We start from the raw sequence: 20232 nt of genomic DNA, 5'->3' as shown, positions 1-20232 counted from the left end.
CGGGAGGTAAGGCTCCTTCACATAATCCGCCAGCAGGTACACCCTATCGTGCAGTCATCCCGTCAACGCGATGTTCATCTCCTGCGGCAGGGTATTTCCTAGTATTGCCTGTGCCAGCGCTTGCGCATAGTGAACCGGCGTAAGCGTTTCTTACCATCTGTCCTGCATGCACGACGGTGTAGCGTCATGGGCAATGAGTTGCTGGAGAAATCGTTGCGAGAGAAAGAAGAAAGTGCGGACAGAATCGTCATATGAAAGCCTCCGGAGAGATGAGAAATGAATAACAAAGAGCAAACCAGCAGGTCGCTTCGGTACCGCCTTGTATTTTCAGGTTCTCACGCCCGGCTGCGGATATTGCCGCAACGCGGGCACTTTAGTTGGGATAGAAACGAATAACAGGATAAATCACGTATTACAGAGAGTTACTTATGGGATTGCGAGGCGGCTTCCAGATTTGTGCCGGGTGTCGGCTACGCCTTACCCGGCCTACAAAATCTCCGAGAGTAGGCTGGGTAAGCGCAGCGCCACCCGGCTAGCTGCCTGTGCGCTGAAGCAGGGTATTCGCCACCGTATAAACCTCTTCAATCAGCACGCTGTTATTCTGCGTCACCGACGGTGCCCCGCTTTGCGCCTGCATCATCGCATCGTCAACCAGCGCCCGGAGTTCTTTCGACGAACGCGCACAGCGGCTGGCCAGATTGCGCGACTCGACGGCAAAAACACCCTCTTCGTTATGCAGCGAATAGCTGTAAGCACGGCTGGCCAGTTGCACCAGCGTACCGCTACTGTCGGCAATCTGCAGCGCGGCATCGTGCAGGGCATTCATCGCCTGAACCACGCCCGTGGTGCTTTCACTCAGCATGGCCAGGAGATTACCGTTCGCATCAGGTACCCGCAGCAGACGCTCGTTCTCCTCAGCAATGGTGCTGGCTGCCTGCGCAATCACCCTCACCTGTTCGCCAATCTCCTGCATCAGCGGCGGCAGGTGCGCCCCCTGCTCGGTTTTCAGCTGTGACGGAAGTTCTTCGTTAAGGCGGGAAAGGTGCAGGTTAACGCTGCGCAGGAGAGTCAACGTGGAGACCAGCAGCAAAGCCGCCAGCGGCCACGGTTTATGCAGAAGTATGCCCGGGCGTTCGCCCAGCCTACGGGTGGGAACATCAATGGCCAGCAGCCATGGTGTCTCTGCAATGGGCGTCACCACCAGCGTATGTTCGCCGCTGGCGCTGCGAAAACGGGTATGCCGTAATCCTTCGCCCGGCTGGGCCAGCAGCCCACGCAGCGGAACCGCCATCGGCAGGCTGGCATCGTTAAGAGATTGCACCGTCGGCGCACCGGCGGCATCACCGATGATGCGCCCGGTGTCATCCACCATCCAGGCGCGGCCGCCAAGACGCTCGCCGATCTCTTTGACCAGTGAATTGAAGAACTGACGGCTGGTACCCGTCTCTTCGGCGATATCGGTATCGCCTGGGGCTCCTTTGTCCAGCGCAAAGCTTTTCAGGGTGACCACACTTTCGGTCATTGAACGCTGCTGCGCTTCAACCCTGTCGAGTTGCTCACGTAACTGGGTGGCCAGGGCATCAACCTGCGTGCGCAGACGCTGTCCCTCGGTACGAATAAACCAGGGCATAACCCCAGCCTGCACCAGAATCACCAGAATAATAAAAATAACAACTAAAATAACGATAAAAACCATGACAACAGCCCTGTTCTTTTAACGGCAGCACAACGCTACCTCTACAGGGCTATTTTATTATGCAGGCGTCAGTAAATATGCTCTTCAAACCGTTGATAACCGCACACTTGTGTTACCCCTCCACAAAAACAATTTTGCGCACGTTATCCCAGCGTTTGACCAGCCAGCCGTCAAGACTGCAAAGCGTGCCGCCCCAGGTCAACGGGAACAGGCAGAGCACGATATACAGCGTTTCAGGCAGATAAAAAAGCCAGCTCAGCCATGCAATCAGATTAAGCCCGCGTGGAATGGTATAGATGCCAATGGTGGCCAGCGCTACGGTACTAATAATTATCAGTACCAGCGCGCTAAAACGGCTGAATAGCCCCAGCGTCAACAGCAGGCCCATACTGCATTCCAGGAAAGCAACAACAATCGCCATCACGGCCGGAAACGGGATCCCCGCATCGTGCATCGTATCGACCATCAGCAGCTGGTTTTCCGTCACAAATAATTTATTAAACCCGGCGGTAAAGAAAAATACCCCCACCACCAGACGGCAAATAAATACGGGAAACATCGCTGGCAGCTCGGACGTTTGCATAAAATTTTTCAGAGAGAACATCATCCATCCTTGTAAAGAAAATTCATACTGTGTAATAAATTCAATAATCTGTCTTTGCGCAGTATAAATTCGCAGACCTCATTAGCAACCGCTCCCGTTCCCTTCCCGACACAATTAATAATTATATACAGATTAAAAATTGTTAATTCCAAATAATAACAGCGTCTCATTATCACTGCGACAGATGCCCCATCCGCGACATCAATTCCGCAAGTATCTGGTTTTAATAAAATTAAAGTAAAACCACCTAAAGCATTACTTTTAATGAGGTTAACACCCCCCTATTTAATAACCTTAAAAGCATTAAGGCTGTTATTACGTAGTGGTTGCAAAAATATGACGTAAGACATAAAAAGCATGTCGCTCTGGCCTTCGGCTAGCAATAAGGGGCATTCATTACTATTAATTACAGTAACCAGAAGCGATACCTAATACACCAGAAGAATCAAATAACTATGCTAAACCATATCGCGATTGGAACGTCCGTCACGCTGGATTTGCAGACCCGCATGCTTACCCGGACGGATACGCAACAGACCGTTACCCTTCCTCAAAGCGCGTGCCTGTGTCTCGCCGCGCTGGCCGAGGCGCAGGGCGAGGTACTTTCCCAGGAACAGCTGATGGAGATCGGCTGGCGTAGCGCCGGGGTAGAAGTCACGGACAACAGCGTGCGGGTGATGATCACCAAACTGCGCCGCGCGTTTACTCAACTGAACCTGCAGGAAGCGATCACGCTCATCGCCGTGACGCGCAGCGGCTACCGCCTGCTGGTGCGGGAGGCCAGCAGCGAACTGCCACAAGCGGAACCCCTGCCCCTGCAGGATGAACCGGTACAGGCAGACACAGCTGAAGCACAGCCGGTGGTCACCCACGCGCCTGCCCGTGGGGGCAACACGTTTAAACAAAAGCTCTGCGTCACGCTTAGCGGCGTGCTCGTTGGGCTGGTGATTGCGCTCCTCCTGCGCGGCATTGTCGACTTTAGCCCGCAGCCGGTTCACTTTGTGCGCTGGAATGGCCCTGGCGTGCCGCCGGGCTCAATGGTGATGGTTCAGGAGGATAAACAGTCGCAGCAAGCGCTGATTGAATCCACGCTGCAAACCTATTCCCGTCACGTGCTGGACCGCCGCCCCAACGAAAAACCGGCCGCCGTGCTGTACGTCACCACCGGCTCTGAAAAAATGAGCCAGTTCCAGGGCCTTATTGCCTGCCAACAACCCTTTAAGGATTCAGGGAATGACTGCGAATCGTTCTATTTCCGCCTTTATTAAATCCCCGCTCGCGCTGCTGTTTCTGGGCGGGATGGTCGTCGGGCTGGGCGGTATGGCGCTGTACGGATTTCAGACCTCGCCGTACGCATCGCAGTGTATCGCCCCCACCTCCTACTACGTGATTGAAGACGACAACAACGCGACGCTGGCACGCGGTATCTACCGCTCCTACCGTGACGGTCTGTTTAGCGGCCATACCACCTATATCGGCACTATCAGCCACTTCAAAGACGGCAAGCGCGACGGACTGCCCAAAGCGGTGAACCGTGAAGTGCGTTACGATGTTGAACTGTCGGGCAAACGGATCCATCTGACCGTCACCAGCCAACACCGCAAACTTGGCGGCCAGGCCCCGGATCAAGACGTGACGGATTATATTTTCCCGCAGATTAAACCGGGTGAAGTCGCCACCAGCACCGCCTACCTGCTGGATAACAAAGTGCTCGCCTCCGGTACGGAAACCGTCGCCCGCATCGCCTGCATAAACTAAGGGTTATACCAGCGCCTGAATCAGCCCGGCAAGGGTATCAAATCCGGTAGCCATCAGGCGCTCAAAGAATGGGGCCAGCGTTTCGGCAATCAGGAACAGCGCCAGCATGCCGAAGGTGAGCGTCAGCGGGAAGCCAATCACAAAGATAGAGAGCTGCGGCGTCAGGCGGTTTAACAACCCGAGGATAAAGTTGATGCACAGCAGCAGCGCAATGACGGGCAGCCCCAGCATCAGCCCCTGGCTGAAGATCATCCCCGCATGGGTGACCAGGTACATAAACCCGCCCGCGTGCAGCGGCGTGGCGTCTATCGGCAGCGTCTGGAAGGTGTCCGCCAGCAGCGCCAGCAACCAGAGATGACCGTTAAAAGCGAGAAACAGCAGCGTCACCAGCAGGTTGAGAAAGCGTGAGATCACCGGGCTGTTCCCGGCACCCGGGTCAAAGAAGGTGGCGAACGACAGCCCCATCTGCATACCGATGATCTCCCCGGCCATGCGCACGGCGGCAAACAGCAATTGCAGCGTCAGCCCCATCGCCGCACCGATAATCACCTGTTTTGCCAGCACCCAGACCCCTTCCCAGGCGTAAAGGCCCACCTGCGCATCGGGCAGCGTGCCGCCAATCAAAATGGCGATCAACAGCGCCAGACCGGCACGCAGCCGGGCACTGACCGCCTTCTCACCAAACACCGGGGCAACGTGCAGCAGCGCGGCAATGCGCACCATAATGAAAAAATAGTGGCTGACCAGCCCGTAGAGCTGGTCGAGAGGAAGTCCGAAGGCCATCAGCCGATCACGAACGGGATGCTGGCGAACACCGCGCGGGTGTATTCAATAAAGATTTTCATCATCCACGGGCCAAGCGCCACCGCGACGCCGACAATCATCAGGATTTTCGGGATGAAGGTCATGGTCATTTCGTTGACCTGGGTGGCGGCCTGCAAAATGCTGATGATAAGACCGGTGACCAGCGCGGCCACCAGCAGCGGGGCTGATACCATCAGTCCCACCTTGATCGCCTGCATGCCAATCACCATTACGCTTTCCGGGGTCATGGGTCTCTCCTAACTGTAAAAGCTCTGCGCCAGCGATCCCACCAGCAGCTGCCAGCCGTCGACCAGCACAAACAGCATCAGCTTGAACGGCAGCGCAATGGTGGTCGGCGGGACCATCATCATCCCCAGCGCCATCAGGATACTGGCGACCACCAGATCGATAATCAGAAACGGAATAAAGATGGTGAAGCCAATCTGGAAGGCGGTTTTCAGCTCGCTGGTGATAAATGCCGGCACCAGAATGCTGAGCGGCACCTCTTCCGGCGAGGCGATATCCGGGGTTTTGGCGATACGGGCAAACATCGCCAGATCGCTTTCACGGGTCTGGTCGAGCATAAACGCGCGCAGCGGTTTCACCCCTTCCGTCAGGGCCACCTCCATGGTGATTTTGTTTTCCTGCAGCGGTTGCCAGGCTTTTTCGTAGATCTGGCTGAACACCGGCGACATAACGAAAAAGGTCAAAAACAGCGACAGCCCCACCAGCACCTGATTTGGCGGCGCGGTAGGCGTGCCCAGCGCGTTACGCATTAACCCCAGCACAATGATGATGCGGGTAAACCCGGTCATCATCAGCAGTACGGCGGGGATGAAGGTAAAGCCGCTCAGCAGCAGCAGGGTTTGTACCGGCAGCGTCCAGCCCCCTTCCCCGGAAGGCTGGCCGAGGGTGATGTCACCGTTGGCCGCCAGCGCACCGGCGGCGGGGAACATCAGGCCGAGCGCCAGCAACAGACGACGCGTCACTGCTCACCTCCCGGACGGTATTTCTGGCGCAGCTTTTCCAGCATCAGCGGGAACGTCGCGGGCGCGGAGGCCTGTGGGGCGTTTTCCGGGCGCGCCTGCGTGGCGAGGCAGGTAATCTGCGAGGCGGTGACGCCCAGCACCAGACGCTGTTCACCCACGTCAACCAGCACCAGGCGCTCACGCGGCCCCAGCGACTGGGTCGCCACCAGGGTCATGTTGCCCTGGGCGTCGTTAAGCCGACGCGCCAGTCCGCTACGGCGGGCAGCCCAGGCCATCACCACCATCAGCAGGATAATCAACGCCAGCGCGCCGGTAACCGTCATCAGCATCGAGCCAGTGGCCGGAAGGGAATCAGTGGTGTTCATTAGCGGCTCAGACGGTGCATGCGCTCGGACGGGGTAATAATGTCCGTAATGCGGATGCCAAATTTATCGGAGACCACCACCACTTCACCCTGCGCAATCAGGTAACCGTTGATCAGAATATCCAGCGGTTCCCCCGCCAGACCATCCAGCGAGACCACCGAACCCTGGCTTAAACGCAGCAGCTCCTTGATGGTCATTTTGGTGCGTCCCAGCTCCACGGTCATTTTTACCGGGATATCCAGGATCAGGTTCATCTCGTCAGAAAATTGCGGTGCAGCCATGGTGTCGGTAATTCCCGCCGCGTGCTGTTCGGTCATGGCCTCACCCCAAAGATTATCGATGGACTGATCGTCAGTACCCGATGAGGTGTTCATATCGCTCATGGGGAAATTACTCCTTGTTTAATGAAAGTAATGAAGGCTGAATCATCTGCTCGACCTTCAGGGCATATTGATTGTTCACGGCGCCGTAGCGGGCCGTGAAGACCGGCACACCGCCGACGCTGGCTTCGATAAACTCCTGCTTATCCAGCGCGATAATGTCGCCTTTTTTCATCTGCATCACGCGGGAGAGCCGGGTGCCGATATCCGCGAAACGCGCCGTAAGCTCCAGCTCCGTTTCCCGCATCTGGCTGGCCAGCAGGCCGCGCCAGTGGGAGTCCTCGTGCCGGGAGTTGTCCATCGGCGGGTTACTCAGCAGCTCGCGCAGCGGCTCGATGGTGCTGAAGGGAATACAGATATTGAACTCCCCGCGATGCGAGCCGATCTCCACCGAAAACGGCGTAGTGACCACCACGTCATTCGGCGATGAGGTGATATTGGTGAACTTCACCTGGATTTCGGAACGGATATACTCCGTTTTGATTTTATAGATTGAGCTCCAGGCAAATTCGTAGGCCTCGCGCGCCATCGACAGCATGCGGTGGATCACGCGCTGCTCGGTTGGCGTAAACTCGCGCCCGTCGGCCTTGGTCGGGAAACGACCGTCGCCGCCAAACAGGTTATCCACGGCCATAAATACCAGCCCCGGCGAGAACGCCATCAGCGAGGTGCCGCGCAGCGGGTTAAGGTGCAGCAGGTTCAGGTTTGTCGGCACCGGCAGGTTGCGGGCAAACTCGTGATACGGCTGGATCTTAATGTTCCCCGCCGTAATATCCGGGCTACGGCGCAGCAGGTTAAACAACCCCATACGGAACTGACGGGCAAAACGCTCGTTAATAATTTCCAGCGAATGCAGACGCTCGCGAATAACCCGGCGCTGGGTGTGCGGATCGTAAGGTTTAATCCCTGCATCGGGGCCGTTTTTATGATGTTCACTGTTGCTTTCCGCATCGGCGTTTAGCAAACGGTCGATCTCATCCTGAGATAAAAAGCTGTCAGCCATAATAATTACCGCAGAATAAATTCATTAATAAGGACGTCGGTGACGCGAATGGACTGGTCAAAAGCCAGCGGTTTATCCAGCTCACTCTTAATATTGGTCATCAGACGGCGTTTACCTTCATCGGTGGCTAAATCTTCATATGTCTGGTGGGTTAACAACATAAATAAGCGGCTGCGATATTCCGGCAAATATTTTTCCAGCACCGCCAGCGATTTTTGTTCTGCCACGCGAATGGACAAGCCCAGGTACAATACCCGATCCGATTCGTTCGCCGTGGGCTTCAGGCTCACGGTAAAGGTATTCATTGAGGCGTACAGCGGCTCTACCTGCGCGGGTGTCGGTGCTGTTTCCGCTTCCCCTTGTGCAACCTCTGCTGCCGGTTTCGCAAATTTCATTTCCCAGAACAGGTAGCCGGAAACACCGCACGCCGCAACGGCAGTCAAAAACATGAACGTCATCAGAAGCGAGCGAGAGCCTCCGCCGCTGGCGACCTTTTTATTTTTATTACTCATTGAACGTACACCTGAAAATAAGAGAGGGCAGCGTATTGCCCTCGGGTCAATATGGCGGACATTGTAGTCCATATCATCACCCTGATAATCAGGTGATAAAATTTCATTCCTGAAGCTAATTCGCCACTTCAGGCAAAGGTATTTATTCCGTATATATTTCCGGGAGTGGTGGTTAATAGAGTCGGCACGATCTCCTCTTCAACCGATTGCTCTTCCCCTTCCTGGGCACCGTGCTCGTCACCCGATGCATTTTGGCCCTGCTCACCGGCGGCAAACTGCTGTCCTTCCGCGCTCACGTTGGCCTGGCCAAGCTGAATACCCGACTCCGCCATCGCGGCACGCAGCTGCGGCATGGCCTGCTCCATGGCGTGACGAATGTGGGCATGCTCGCTGACGATATGGATCTGCGCCTGATCCTGCTGCACGCGCAGGGAAATCTGCAGCGATCCCAGCTCTTCCGGGTGCAGGCGGATCTCCGCGCTGTGCAGCCCGTTACGGCTAAAGATGGCGATATGCTGGCTGACCGACTGCTTCCACTCCGGCGTTTCTGGCGGATGGTTGACGGTGACTACCTGCTGTGGGGCGTGCGCGACGCTGGTGCGTACGGCGGCAGGCAGCGCCACGGCGCTGGCCGGTGTTGCCGCAGGCATCTCTGGCGTGACCACCATCTCACTGGTGACCGGTGCAGGCTGGGCCGTCAGCGGCGTGGCATTGGCCGCCGGGGTTTTATCGGCGGCGGTCATGAGCGGAGAAACGGTTTTGCCCTCAGGCTCAGGAGCCTTCCCGTTCGCTACGCCCTTCGCAGGGTTGACCGTTTCTGTCCCCGTGACGCTGCGGGTCACCAGCTGTTGCAGCTGCCACTGCGGGCTCTCTTCACCCTCACCGTCGGTGAGCGAACCCCCTTTAAGAGCTTCTGCCAGCCCCGGCGGCGCGGCGAGCAGCATACCGTCGGCATCCGTTACCGGTGTGTCGTCGGCAAGCTGTTGCGGCAGTAAATCTGTGGGCAACCCCGCCAGCGCGGCTTCCGGCATGGCTGCCAGCGTCTGCGGGTCGAGCCCCGGGAAAAGCTGCACCAGTTCAGCCAGCTTGTCATCCAGCGCCAGGCTGAAGCCGTCGTCCGCCAGTAAACCGCCCTTCGGTTTGCCCTGCGCTCCCCCACCCAGTAACAGGGCGGCAATATCAATGTTCATAGCCTTTCTCTCTTTTGTCCGGCACGCTGAGCAAATTCATCCATCAGCTTTTGTTCATGTCGGCTCTGAACTAACGCCTGCGCCGTCGCCCGGCGTTCAATCAGCGTTTCAAACGCGTTCAGGCGCTGCTTGTTTTGCACCCAGTTCTTTTTCACCTCGTCTACCGCCTTTTCGCAGGCGTTCACGTGGCCTGCCTGCTGCTTTACCACCTGCTTCAGCGACAAAATAAACGACTGGTGATTCACCAGATCCGCCACCGACATACCGCCGCCCATCATCCCCTGACGCAGGGACTGCTGGTACTCCTGCTCATAGTGCTGCAGCTGTTCGTGCTGAGTCATCGCCTGCTGGAGCTGCTGCTGAGCACCGCCCAGCGCGCGTGTGGTCTGCGTTAGCGTCTCCTGCGCCTTGTCGCGCAGCAGAACCATGGGGTTATGTGCTTTCATCACACCTCCGGCTTAGTCTTTAATATCCGGGAAAAGCCCGGACAGGGCGCGAATGGCGTCGTCATAGCCGCTGCGCTCGTGGATCGCCTGGTGGAGGAACGCCTCCAGCGAGGGATATTTGTCGATAGCCTGATCCAGCATCGCATCGCTCCCTTTGACGTACGCCCCCACGCTCACCAGGTCGCGGTTGCGCTGATACGCGGATAGCAACTGTTTAAAGCGTTGCACCTTGCGGTACTGGACATGGGGGATAAGCTCGGTCATGGCACGGCTGATCGAGGCTTCAATATCAATCGCCGGATAGTGCCCCGCCTCGGCAAGACGACGCGACAGCACGATGTGGCCGTCGAGGATTGCGCGAGCGGAGTCGGCAATCGGATCCTGCTGGTCATCCCCCTCCGTCAGCACCGTATAAAACGCGGTGATTGAGCCGCCCCCTTTCACGCCGTTACCGGTCCGTTCGACCAGCGCAGGCAGACGGGCAAAGACAGACGGCGGATAGCCTTTGGTCGCGGGCGGTTCACCAATCGCCAGAGCCACTTCACGCTGCGCCATGGCGTAGCGGGTCAGGGAGTCCATGATCAGCAGCACATTAAGACCGCGCTCGCGGAAATCTTCCGCAATGCGCGTGGCGTAAACGGCACCCTGCATACGCAAAATCGGCGAAACGTCAGCCGGGGCGGCCACCACCACCGCCCGCGCCAGCCCCTGCTCGCCAAGGATATTCTCGATAAAATCTTTTACCTCGCGGCCACGCTCGCCAATCAGCCCCACCACGATGACGTCCGCAGTGGTAAAGCGGGCCATCATGCCGAGCAGCACGCTTTTGCCGACGCCGGAACCGGCGAACAGGCCCATACGCTGACCACGCCCCACCGTCAGCAGGCCATTGATGGCGCGTACGCCAACGTCGAGCACGTTTTTGATCGGATCGCGGTTCAGGGGATTGAGCGTTGGCGTAAACAGCCCCGCCGCCGGTTTCCCCGGCGCGGGGCGGCCATCCAGCGGTCGACCCTGCGCATCCAGCACGCGGCCCAGCAGATGCGGGCCTACGGGCAGTTGTTTACCGGCGTGGCTGTCGCTTTGCAGGGCATAAATGCGCGCCCCGGGCAGAATGCCGTCGACATGCTCCAGCGGCATCAGAAACAGCGTCTGGCCGTTAAAGCCCACCACTTCGCTCTCAACCGGGATAATGCCCTGCTCCGTCTGACGCTCAACGATGCACAGCGCACCAATAGGCAGCTTGAGCCCCACGGCCTCCATTACCAGCCCGGTGGCGCGCGTCAGTTTGCCGTACTGGCGAAAATCGGGTACCTGGGTGAGTTTTTCCTCCACCCGGTCAAGGGCGGAGAGCCACTTTTTTAGCTGCTGGCTCATTGCGAGAGCTCCTCGCGCGCCAGCTGACACAGCGCCTGCCAGCGGGTTTCCATACTGGCGTCCACCTCAACATCCGGTGAGACCACCCGACATCCCCCGGCGGCCAGGCTGGCGTCGCGGTGCAGCTCCCAGCCCATTGCAGCAAGCGTTTCACCCAGCGCCGCCTGCACCGAAGCAAACGCCTCCGGGCTGACATAGAGTTGAATGGTGCCGTGCAGCAGCGCGTCCTGCTGCATCAGGCTGCGGATCTGCGTGACCAGAGCATGGTTATCCGCCACACGAGACGTACCGTAGAGTTGCTGCACCGCCGTCAGCGACAGCTGCACCAGACGCGCGGGGATCAGCCCTTCGAGGTTTTCCAGCGCCAGCTTAAAGTTGCTGACCCAGGTTTCTGCCTCGCGCAGCAGCGCCTGCTGCTCCACGCGTCCCTGCTCCACGCCCTGGGCATACCCGGCGTCGCGGCCCTCTTTCAGCCCGGCCTCATAGCCCTGTTTGCGCCCCTCTTCCTGGCCCTGCTGCTGCCCCTGGGCATACCCCTGCTGCTCCGCCTGCTTGCGCAGGCGTGCCAGCTCGGCTTTCAGCTGTGCCTCAGACTGGGTATTGTCCAGCGTAGGCAGCGGGGTTTCCTGCGGTTCACCCAGCAGATTTTCAGGCTGCCAGGCGCGCCACCCGGTGGCGTTATGTTCATCAAACGTAGGCATCGTCGCTGCCTCCAATCAGGATCTCGCCAGCCTCGGCCAGACGGCGCACCACGTTGAGAATGGTCTTCTGTTCGGCTTCCACCTGAGACAGACGCACCGGGCCACGGGAGGCCAGATCGTCGGTCATCAGCTCGGCCTGACGGCGCGACATATTGCGGAAGAACTTCATGCGCAGCGGCTCGTCGGCCCCTTTCAGGGCGATGATCAGCGTTTCGCTCTCGATCTCCTGCAGCAGGCGCTGGATGCTGCGGTCTTCCACCTCCACCAGGTTTTCGAACAGGAACATCTCGTCGATAATTTTTTGCGCCAGCTCGCCGTCGAACTCACGTACCGCCTCAATGGCCGCCTCTTCCTGGTGAGATTTCATCAGGTTAAGGATCTCCGCCGCCGGACGGACACCGCCCATCTTGCTGCGCTTGAGGTTCTGACCGTGCAGCAGGTTGTTGAGCACTTCCGTCAGCTCCTGCAGCGCGGCAGGCTGTACGCCGCCAAAGGTGGCGATACGTAGCATGATGTCGTTACGTTCGCGCTCGTCGAATTTGCCCAGCACGTCCGCCGCCTGGTTACGTTTGAGGTGGACCAGAATGGTGGCGATGATCTGCGGGTGCTCTTCGCGGATAAGGTCGAACACCGCCTGCGGATCCATAAAGTTGAGCGTTTCAATGCCGTTGGTGCCCTGATGAGTATCCAGCAGATCCTCCAGCAGCGAGGAGGCACGCTCTTCGCCCAGCGCTTTGACCAGCACACTGCGCAGATAGTCGTTGGTGTTGAGGCTCAGCGCCGCATATTCGCTGGAGTCTTTCTTAAACTCCTCCAGCACCATGGCCATCTGGTCGTGAGTAAAGCCCGCCATGTTGACCATTGAGGCACTGATCTGCTTCACCTCGTGGGCGTTGAGGTGCTTGAACACCTCCGCCGCCAGGACATCTCCCAGCGTCAGCATGACGATGGCGCTTTTTTCTGAGGCATTCATTATTTCGGCTCCTTACTCATCCACTGGCGGATCACCAGGGCGATAACGCGCGGCTCCTGCTCTGCCAGCTCACGCAGCTGTTGACCATTGAGTTCCGTATCCACGCGCTGCTGGGCACGGTCGCGGTTGATTTTCTCCGCTGCACGTTTTTTCGCGGCAATCTCTTCCTCCCGCGCCTCTTTTTCCATCTCCAGACGGCGCAGGGTGGTCTCCTGGTGACGGATCCAGGCAGGCTGTACCAGCTTGCGCCACATGACCCAGGCGATAATGGCGATAACCAGATAGCGGGCGATAGCCATTAACAGCGCGTAGAAACGATCCTGCTCCCAGAATGGCGGAACTGGCTCTTCCACTACCCCGTTAAAGGCGGAATTGAGGATATTGACGCTGTCGCCACGGCTGGCGTTAAAGCCTATCGCCTCTTTAACCAGCGCGTTAATGCGGGTCAGTTCGGCCTCGCTAATTGGTCCCGGTTTGCCCTCTTCCCCCTGCGGCAGGTGGTTGATAACCACCGCGACCGACAGGCGCTGGATGCGTCCGGCATTGGATTTTGTGTGGATTAAAGTGCGATCGACCTCAAAGTTGGTGGTTTCGTCACTGCGGTTGTTGTACGGCTGTGCAGGCTCACGGTTCGCGCTGTTACCGGTGGTTTTCTCTTTTTTGTCATCCGCCGGGGTATTGAGCGGCTGGGTCAGCGGTGCGGTGGCCGGTGCCGGTGGCGTATTGCTCAACGCCCCCGGCACGCCACCCGCGCCACGGCGATTCCCCTGCTCGGAGAGGCTTGCCTGACGGCTGCGGATCGCCATTTTTTCAGGATCGCTGTTCGGCTGATACTGCTCCTGCGTCTGCTCCTGCTCGGTGAAATCAATCTGCGCGGTGACCTGGGCGCGGATGTTTTCATCCCCCACCAGCGGGGCCAGAATGCGCTGAATGCGCTGCTGATAGTCGGTTTCAATTTCACTGGTGTATTTCAGGTGCGCCGTCTGCAAACCGCGCAGGCCGCTCTGGGTCAGCAGGTTGCCGCGCTGATCGACAATAGTCACGCTCTCGGCTGCAAGGCCAGTCACCGCGCTGGAAATAAGATGGGTGATCGCCACCACCTGGCTGTCGTCAAGGGTACGACCCTGCAACAGGTTAACGGTGACGGATGCGGTCGGTTTTTTCTGTTCGCGGACAAACATCGACGGTTTTGGCGTGGCCAGATGCACGCGCGCGCTCTGGATCGGCCCGAGATTTTCAATGGTGCGCGCCAGCTCGCCTTCCAGGGCGCGCTGATAGTTTACCTGCTCGGTGAACTGGCTGACGCCAAACTTCTCCTGATCGAGCAGTTCAAAGCCCACGCCGCCGCCCTTCGGCAGCCCCTGCTGGGCCAGCTTCATGCGCACCTCATGCACCTCGGAGGCCGGCACCATGATCACGCCCCCTGGCGTGTCGATGCGGTAAGGGACATTGAGCTGCGACAGCTGCGCCACGATGGCGCCGCCTTCTTCATCACTGATATTACTGAACAGCACCCGGTAATCCGGCTCCTTTGCCCAGAACATTAACGCGATGATGACGGAAAGCGCCGCAGCGCCGCAAATCACCAGCAAAAGCTTCGGGCTGCCGCGAAGTGAGGACAGCATCGATTTAATTCGCTCTGCCGGATTGTTGGTTAACTCATTTAGTGTGGCACTCATGCCGTATTCCTGTATGAAATAGCACGCATCAACGATGCGCGTCAGCTCACGAAATTCGCGAGAGTGATGTCGACGATTTCAAAAATATAAGAATTTTTCAGGCGGGCATTATCGTCTGAAAGGCGTTTTTTTTAAGGATAAATAAGCTCAAAGTTCTGTCGGCTTATTGGATTTTCTGAGGTTTTTAATCACGTGCTAAGCTGTCGACGTTTAAAAGATATGCAACAAACCGCCGTTTTTATCTTAATTACCAGGAATAAAAAGAATGTCAGCGACATTAATGCGTGGCGTACTCGATCAAATTCAGAGCCAGGCGCAGCAGGTCAGCGGCCCGTCACACCGGCTGCAGACCTCTCGCGGCGACGCCCCCTCCTTTTCTGACGTTTTATTTAACAGCATTAACGAAATAAATAAAACCCAGGTTGAAGCGAAGAGCAAAACACAGCAGTGGATGTCTGGCAGTAGCGATATTGCCCTGAATGACGTGATGCTGGCGATGCAGAAATCGTCTATTTCATTCAGCTTTGGCATGCAGGCACGAAATAAGATGATTAGTGCGTATCAGGAAATAATGAATACACCGGTTTAAGGTCTGCCCCAATTCTATGAGTGAAATTATCAGCACTTCTGCACGCTTATCCCTGAATACGCTTTCTCTGACTGACAGCGAATTGCAGCGTGTCGGGAAATTAATCTATAAGCGCGCCGGAATTGTCGTTAACGCGCAAAAGCGAGAGATGATTTTTAATCGTCTTTCCCGTCGCGTGCGCACACTGGGGCTTGCCACGTTCAGCGACTATATCGCCCTGCTTGAGTCACACTCGGAGCATCCGGAATGGCAGAACTTTATCAACGCGCTGACCACCAACCTGACCTCTTTTTTCCGCGAGGCGTATCACTTCCCGATCCTCGCGGAACATGCGCGTCAGCGCGCTAACGGCTACCGCGTCTGGTGTACCGCGGCGTCCACGGGGGAAGAGCCCTGCTCTATCGCCATGACGCTGAATGAACAGCTGGGCGCGTCAGTGGCCGGACCGCGGATCTGGGCGTCGGATATCGACACCGAGGTGCTGGCAAAAGCGGAAGCGGGCATCTACCGCCTGAGCGATCTGGACGCGCTGACGCTGGCGCAAAAGCGTCACTATTTTCTGCGCGGGGCGGGTGACAACAGCGAATGGGTGAAAGCCCGGCAGGAGTTGCTGTCCGCCATTCACTACCAGCAGCTGAATTTACTCGATGAAAAGTGGTCCGTTCCCGGGCCGTTCGACGCCATTTTCTGCCGCAACGTGATGATTTATTTCGATGCGCCGACGCAACAGCGTCTGTTGCAGCGCTTTGCGCGTCTGCTCAAGCCGGGCGGCCTGCTGTTTGTCGGCCATTCGGAACATTTTAACCATGCACATATTCCGCTGCGCCTGCGTGGGCAGTCGGTATATGAACTGACGGAGGCCACACGGTGAAGTCGATTCGTGTGCTGGCGGTCGATGATTCTGCCCTGATGCGTAACATGCTCAGCGCGGTCGTCAATCAGCAGCCAGATATGGAAATGGTCGGCACGGCGCCGGACGCGTTTATCGCGCGCGAGCTGATTAAACAGCTCAACCCGGACGTGCTGACACTGGATATCGACATGCCTCGCATGGACGGGCTGGAGTTTCTCTCCCGCCTGATGCGCCTGCGCCCGATGCCCGTCGTGATGATCTCCTCCCTGACCACCCGCGGCTCGAAAGCCACCATGACTGCGCTGGAGCACGGTGCGGTCGATTTTCTGCCCAAGCCCGAGCATCGCGGCGCAGAGAATATCGACAGCTGGAGCCAGCTGGTGGTGGAGAAGATCCGCGTCGCCGCCCGCGCGAAGCTGGCGCAACATACCCCCGACGCCAGACCGGTGCTCGCCGGGATCCCCGTGCGCCAGCAGAGCCTCATCGCTATCGGCTCCTCTACCGGCGGCACGGAGGCATTGCGTCGGGTGCTGATACCGCTGCCGGTCAGCACGCCGGGGATTGTGATTGCCCAGCACATGCCCGCCGGTTTCACCTACTCCTTCGCCCAACGGCTTGACTCGCTGTGCCAGATTGCCGTGCGTGAAGCGCAGGATGGCGAACCGGTGCGGCCAGGTACCGCCCTGATTGCCCCGGGCGATCGTCATATGGAGGTTATCTGTCAGGACAACGGCTACCGGGTCCGGCTCAGCGATGCCCCACCGGTGAATCGTCATCGTCCGTCAGTGGATGTGCTGTTTGACTCCGTGGCACGTCAGGCCAGCAAGCATGCCAGCGCCGCCCTGCTGACCGGCATGGGCGCGGACGGCGCGCGCGGCCTGCTGCATCTGCGCCAGACCGGGGCGTTTACCCTCGCGCAGAGCGAAGCCACCTGCGTGGTGTTCGGCATGCCGCGCGAGGCGATTGCGCTGGGCGCGGCGAAGAAGGTCGTCGACCTCGACGATATCAGCCAGTGCCTACTGGACAGTTTCCATAAACATAATTCATCCAAAACCGACTCACATTCAGGAGATACCCCCCATGTCGGATAAAAATTTGCGTTTTCTGGTGGTGGACGACTTCGCCACCATGCGACGCATCGTACGTAACCTGCTGCAGGATCTGGGCTACAAGCACATTGACGAGGCCGAAGACGGTCAGGACGCGCTAAACAAGCTGCGTGCCGGAGGTTTTGATTTCGTCGTCAGCGACTGGAACATGCCAAACATCGACGGTCTGGAGCTGCTGAAAACCATTCGCAGCGATGCCACCATGGCAAAGCTGCCGGTGCTAATGGTGACCGCTGAGGCAAAGAAAGAGAACATCATCGCTGCCGCGCAGGCGGGGGCCAATGGTTACATCGTTAAGCCGTTTACCGCCGCCACGCTGGAAGAAAAGCTTGGCAAAATCTTTGAAAAACTCGGGTAACGCTTATGAACTCCCCGTTAAATATGCAGGCGGATAACGCCACAGAGATTTTTGTTCGCATCGGACAACTGACCCGTCTGCTGCGCGACAGCATGGCCAACCTCGGTCTGGAACAGGCGATTATGGAAGTCGCCGACGCTTTTCCGAACACCCGCGACCGCCTGAACTACGTGGTCGGCAAGACCTCGCAGGCCGCCGATCGCGCGCTGACCAGCGTGGAAGTGGCGCGCCCTCTGCAGGAAGGGCTGAGCGATAACGCCACTGCGCTGAGCGCGCGCTGGGATGCCTGGTTTGAAAACCCGCAGCCGCTGGAGGATGCCCGCGAGCTGGTCAAAGCCACCCGCGCCTTCCTGCACGACGTGCCGGAGAAGACCCAGCAGACCAACCGCCAGCTGACCGAAATCATGATGGCGCAGGACTTCCAGGATCTCACCGGACAGGTGCTGCAAAGCCTGATGCATGTGATTGAGACCGTTGAGAAAGAGCTTATCAGCGTGCTGGTGGAAAACATGAGCGAGCGCGACGCCAGCGCCGCCACCGGTGACGCGCATCTGAAGAACGGTCCGCAGATCGATGCCCGCGCCGAAGGCATTGTGGCCTCTCAGGAGCAGGTGGACGACCTGCTGGAGTCACTCGGCTTCTAATCCCGCCGGGCAAACGTCATGTCAGAACAAAACGACAGCGAAAAAACAGAAGACCCCACCCCCCACCGAAAGCAAAAAGCGCGCGAAGAGGGACAGGTTCCCCGATCGCGCGAGCTGACGAGCGTCCTGATGCTGCTGGCAGGCTGGGGGTTACTGCTGGTGGCGGGCGGCTGGCTGGCAAAACAGCTGCAGCATCTGCTGCATAACGGCTTAACGTTTGACCGGCTGTTAGTCAGCGATCCGCAGCAGATGCTGCATCACGCCGGATCGCTTCTTGGGATGGCGTTTCTGGCGCTGCTGCCGTTCGTCGGTGGCCTGTTTCTGACCGCCGTCGCCACGCCGTCGCTGATTGGCGGCCTGAATATGAGCGCCAAGGCTCTCAAATTTAACGTCAAAAAGCTCAATCCGATCAGCGGCATCAAACGCCTGTTTTCCGGGCAGATGGTGTCCGAGATGGTGAAAAGCATTCTGAAGGTAACGCTTGCGGGCATCGGCGGCGGGCTGTTTTTGTGGTTCAACAAAGGGAAGTTTATCAGCCTGATGTATGAACCGCTGCGCATGGCGCTGGGCGATATCAGTGCCCTGCTGATGGGCTGCATGCTGGTCATTATTTTATCGCTGATCCCGATGGTGGTGTTCGACGTGGTGTACCAGCTCTGGAGCAACTTCAAAAAGCTGCGCATGAGCCTGAAAGAAATCAAAGACGAATTCAAAAATCAGGAAGGCGACCCGCTGATTAAAAGTAAGGTTCGCCAGCTGCAGCGTCAGATGGCGCAGCAGCGAATGATGAGCGATGTCCCCACCGCTGACGTGGTGGTGAATAACCCGACACACTATTCGGTCGCCCTGAAATACCAGGAAGGCGCCATGGGCGCGCCGATGGTGGTTGCCAGCGGTAGCGGGCTCATCGCCCTGCGCATCCGCGAACTGGCCGAAGAGAACCGGGTCCCCATGCTTGAGGCGCCGCCGCTGGCGCGCGCCCTGTATCGCCACTGTGACCCCGGCACACCGGTTCCCGCCGAGCTGTACAGCGCGGTGGCGGAAGTGCTGGCCTGGGTTTATGGCCTTAAGCGCTGGCGTAAGGGCTATGGCTTACGTCCGCTGACACCTAAAGATCTTCCCGTTCCGGCGGGGATGGATTTTGCACAAGAGAGTAGAGAGTGATGGCCAATATCGCCACCAAATTACGATTACCCAACATGAAGGAAACCCAGTGGCAGGTGCTGGCCGGGCCGGTACTGATCATGACCATCCTCGCGATGATGATCCTGCCGCTGCCGACCTTTGTGCTGGACCTGCTGTTTACCTTCAACATCGTGCTGTCGATCATGATCCTGCTGGTCGCGATGTTTACCCAGAACACGCTGGAGTTCTCGGCGTTCCCGACGGTGCTGCTGTTCTCCACCCTGCTGCGTCTGGCGCTTAACGTCGCCTCAACGCGCGTGATCCTGATGAACGGCCATACCGGTTCGGAAGCCGCGGGTCAGGTGGTGGAGGCCTTCGGCCACTTCCTGGTGGGCGGTAATTTCGCCATTGGTATCATCGTGTTCATCATTCTGATCATCATCAACTTTATGGTGATCACCAAGGGTGCCGGACGTATTGCAGAAGTGGGCGCGCGCTTTTCTCTCGACGGGATGCCGGGCAAGCAGATGGCGATTGACGCCGATCTTAATGCCGGACTGATCGGCGAAGAGGAAGCCAAACGCCGCCGTAAAGAGGTGACGCAGGAGGCGGACTTCTACGGTTCGATGGACGGTGCAAGTAAGTTTGTGCGTGGCGATGCCATCGCCGGGCTGCTGATTATGGCGATCAACATTATTGGTGGCCTGGTGATCGGCGTGATGCAGCACGACATGTCCGTGGGCGTAGCCGGTGAGACTTATACCCTGCTGACCATCGGTGATGGTCTGGTGGCACAGATCCCGGGTCTGGTGATCTCCACCGCGGCTGGCGTGGTGGTGACCCGCGTTGCCAACGATCAGGATGTGGGCGAGCAGATGGTGGGCCAGCTGTTTACCTCTCCGCGCGTGATTGTACTGGCGGCAGGCGTGATTGGCCTGCTGGGCCTGATCCCCGGCATGCCTAACTTCGTCTTCCTGCTGTTTACCGCCACGCTGCTGGGTGTCGCCTGGTGGCTGCGCGGCCGCGAAGGTGAAGCGAAAAAAACCGGCGGCGTACAGGCGGATGCCGATGCGGCGG

24 protein-coding genes are annotated in these 20232 nt (G+C 58.1%); 9 read left to right on the top strand and 15 right to left on the bottom strand.

Annotated elements, in window-relative coordinates; genetic code table 11:
* Positions 1 to 532: 532 nt before the first annotated feature.
* Together AK59_RS0108320 and AK59_RS0108315 are read right to left on the bottom strand one after the other, a co-directional pair.
* On the bottom strand, positions 533 to 1696 hold the full coding sequence (locus AK59_RS0108320) for a methyl-accepting chemotaxis protein (RefSeq protein ID WP_029882523.1): 1164 nt from the start codon (positions 1694 to 1696) through the stop codon (positions 533 to 535).
* A gap of 112 nt (positions 1697 to 1808) precedes the next feature.
* The gene (locus AK59_RS0108315) at positions 1809 to 2279 is read right to left on the bottom strand and encodes a DoxX family protein (RefSeq protein ID WP_231501489.1); all 471 of its coding nucleotides are present in this window, start codon (positions 2277 to 2279) and stop codon (positions 1809 to 1811) included.
* A 476-nt stretch (positions 2280 to 2755) separates the two neighbouring features.
* On the opposite strand from AK59_RS0108315, the gene AK59_RS0108310 reads away from it, so the two are divergent.
* A complete protein-coding gene (locus AK59_RS0108310; RefSeq protein WP_029882521.1) occupies positions 2756 to 3568 on the top strand; it encodes a winged helix-turn-helix domain-containing protein in 813 nt (270 codons plus the stop codon).
* Positions 3534 to 4058 carry a hypothetical protein gene (locus AK59_RS0108305; RefSeq protein WP_029882520.1) on the top strand — a complete coding sequence of 175 codons (525 nt, stop codon included), beginning with the start codon at positions 3534 to 3536 and terminating at the stop codon, positions 4056 to 4058. Before AK59_RS0108310 ends, AK59_RS0108305 begins: the two co-directional genes overlap by 35 nt.
* A gap of 3 nt (positions 4059 to 4061) precedes the next feature.
* Here AK59_RS0108305 and fliR read toward each other — a convergent pair whose 3' ends face one another.
* The 13 genes from fliR to fliF all read right to left on the bottom strand — a co-directional run bounded on the left by fliR (position 4062) and on the right by fliF (position 14477).
* Positions 4062 to 4841 carry a flagellar biosynthetic protein FliR gene (gene fliR / locus AK59_RS0108300; RefSeq protein ID WP_029882519.1) on the bottom strand — a complete coding sequence of 260 codons (780 nt, stop codon included), beginning with the start codon at positions 4839 to 4841 and terminating at the stop codon, positions 4062 to 4064.
* On the bottom strand, positions 4841 to 5110 hold the full coding sequence (fliQ, locus tag AK59_RS0108295; RefSeq protein WP_013097797.1) for a flagellar biosynthesis protein FliQ: 270 nt from the start codon (positions 5108 to 5110) through the stop codon (positions 4841 to 4843). The genes fliR and fliQ overlap by 1 nt, the downstream gene beginning before the upstream one ends.
* Positions 5111 to 5119: 9 nt before the next feature.
* Positions 5120 to 5818, bottom strand: a complete 699-nt coding sequence (fliP, locus tag AK59_RS0108290; protein ID WP_050491980.1) for a flagellar type III secretion system pore protein FliP — start codon at positions 5816 to 5818, stop codon at positions 5120 to 5122.
* A 29-nt stretch (positions 5819 to 5847) separates the two neighbouring features.
* Positions 5848 to 6216: a flagellar biosynthetic protein FliO gene (gene fliO, locus AK59_RS0108285; protein WP_029882517.1), complete on the bottom strand. Its 369-nt coding sequence runs from the start codon at positions 6214 to 6216 to the stop codon at positions 5848 to 5850.
* Positions 6216 to 6599, bottom strand: coding sequence for a flagellar motor switch protein FliN (gene fliN, locus AK59_RS0108280; RefSeq protein ID WP_013097800.1), 384 nt, complete (start codon positions 6597 to 6599; stop codon positions 6216 to 6218). Before fliN ends, fliO begins: the two co-directional genes overlap by 1 nt.
* A 7-nt stretch (positions 6600 to 6606) precedes the next feature.
* A complete protein-coding gene (gene fliM / locus AK59_RS0108275) occupies positions 6607 to 7599 on the bottom strand; it encodes a flagellar motor switch protein FliM (RefSeq protein WP_029882516.1) in 993 nt (330 codons plus the stop codon).
* Positions 7600 to 7604: 5 nt separating this feature from the next.
* A complete protein-coding gene (locus AK59_RS0108270; RefSeq protein ID WP_029882515.1) occupies positions 7605 to 8111 on the bottom strand; it encodes a flagellar basal body-associated FliL family protein in 507 nt (168 codons plus the stop codon).
* 128 nt (positions 8112 to 8239) lie between these two features.
* A complete protein-coding gene (locus AK59_RS0108265) occupies positions 8240 to 9301 on the bottom strand; it encodes a flagellar hook-length control protein FliK (protein WP_029882514.1) in 1062 nt (353 codons plus the stop codon).
* Complete coding sequence (fliJ, locus tag AK59_RS0108260; RefSeq protein ID WP_013097804.1) at positions 9298 to 9747, bottom strand: flagellar export protein FliJ; 450 nt, start codon at positions 9745 to 9747, stop codon at positions 9298 to 9300. The genes AK59_RS0108265 and fliJ overlap by 4 nt, the downstream gene beginning before the upstream one ends.
* 12 nt (positions 9748 to 9759) lie before the next feature.
* Positions 9760 to 11124, bottom strand: coding sequence for a flagellar protein export ATPase FliI (fliI, locus tag AK59_RS0108255; RefSeq protein ID WP_029882512.1), 1365 nt, complete (start codon positions 11122 to 11124; stop codon positions 9760 to 9762).
* Complete coding sequence (locus AK59_RS0108250) at positions 11121 to 11825, bottom strand: flagellar assembly protein FliH (RefSeq protein WP_029882511.1); 705 nt, start codon at positions 11823 to 11825, stop codon at positions 11121 to 11123. Before AK59_RS0108250 ends, fliI begins: the two co-directional genes overlap by 4 nt.
* Positions 11812 to 12798 (bottom strand): flagellar motor switch protein FliG, encoded by a 987-nt coding sequence (gene fliG, locus AK59_RS0108245; protein WP_013097807.1) that lies wholly within the window; start codon positions 12796 to 12798, stop codon positions 11812 to 11814. Before fliG ends, AK59_RS0108250 begins: the two co-directional genes overlap by 14 nt.
* Positions 12798 to 14477 carry a flagellar basal-body MS-ring/collar protein FliF gene (gene fliF / locus AK59_RS0108240; protein ID WP_029882510.1) on the bottom strand — a complete coding sequence of 560 codons (1680 nt, stop codon included), beginning with the start codon at positions 14475 to 14477 and terminating at the stop codon, positions 12798 to 12800. Before fliF ends, fliG begins: the two co-directional genes overlap by 1 nt.
* A 265-nt stretch (positions 14478 to 14742) precedes the next feature.
* Here fliF and fliE point away from each other — a divergent pair, with 265 nt between their 5' ends.
* From fliE to AK59_RS0108205, 7 genes are all read left to right on the top strand, one after another.
* The gene (gene fliE / locus AK59_RS0108235; RefSeq protein ID WP_029882509.1) at positions 14743 to 15066 is read left to right on the top strand and encodes a flagellar hook-basal body complex protein FliE; all 324 of its coding nucleotides are present in this window, start codon (positions 14743 to 14745) and stop codon (positions 15064 to 15066) included.
* A 16-nt stretch (positions 15067 to 15082) separates the two neighbouring features.
* Positions 15083 to 15937, top strand: coding sequence for a CheR family methyltransferase (locus AK59_RS0108230; protein WP_029882508.1), 855 nt, complete (start codon positions 15083 to 15085; stop codon positions 15935 to 15937).
* A complete protein-coding gene (locus AK59_RS0108225; protein ID WP_029882507.1) occupies positions 15934 to 17010 on the top strand; it encodes a protein-glutamate methylesterase/protein-glutamine glutaminase in 1077 nt (358 codons plus the stop codon). The genes AK59_RS0108230 and AK59_RS0108225 overlap by 4 nt, the downstream gene beginning before the upstream one ends.
* Positions 17000 to 17386: a chemotaxis response regulator CheY gene (cheY, locus tag AK59_RS0108220; RefSeq protein WP_013097813.1), complete on the top strand. Its 387-nt coding sequence runs from the start codon at positions 17000 to 17002 to the stop codon at positions 17384 to 17386. The genes AK59_RS0108225 and cheY overlap by 11 nt, the downstream gene beginning before the upstream one ends.
* Before the next feature lie 5 nt (positions 17387 to 17391).
* Positions 17392 to 18030 carry a protein phosphatase CheZ gene (gene cheZ / locus AK59_RS0108215; RefSeq protein ID WP_029882506.1) on the top strand — a complete coding sequence of 213 codons (639 nt, stop codon included), beginning with the start codon at positions 17392 to 17394 and terminating at the stop codon, positions 18028 to 18030.
* Positions 18031 to 18048: 18 nt separating this feature from the next.
* Positions 18049 to 19194 (top strand): flagellar biosynthesis protein FlhB, encoded by a 1146-nt coding sequence (gene flhB / locus AK59_RS0108210; protein ID WP_029882505.1) that lies wholly within the window; start codon positions 18049 to 18051, stop codon positions 19192 to 19194.
* Positions 19194 to 20232 (top strand): FHIPEP family type III secretion protein (locus AK59_RS0108205; RefSeq protein WP_029882504.1); only part of this gene is annotated, 1039 nt, incomplete at its 3' end. The genes flhB and AK59_RS0108205, both read left to right, overlap by 1 nt.

Origin of the sequence: Enterobacter sp. T1-1 (genome assembly GCF_000710795.1) — a bacterium.
Lineage (GTDB): Bacteria > Pseudomonadota > Gammaproteobacteria > Enterobacterales > Enterobacteriaceae > Enterobacter > Enterobacter cloacae.
The sequence above is the reverse complement of the archived record's forward strand: the minus strand, read 5'-3'. Positions and strand labels throughout refer to the sequence as shown.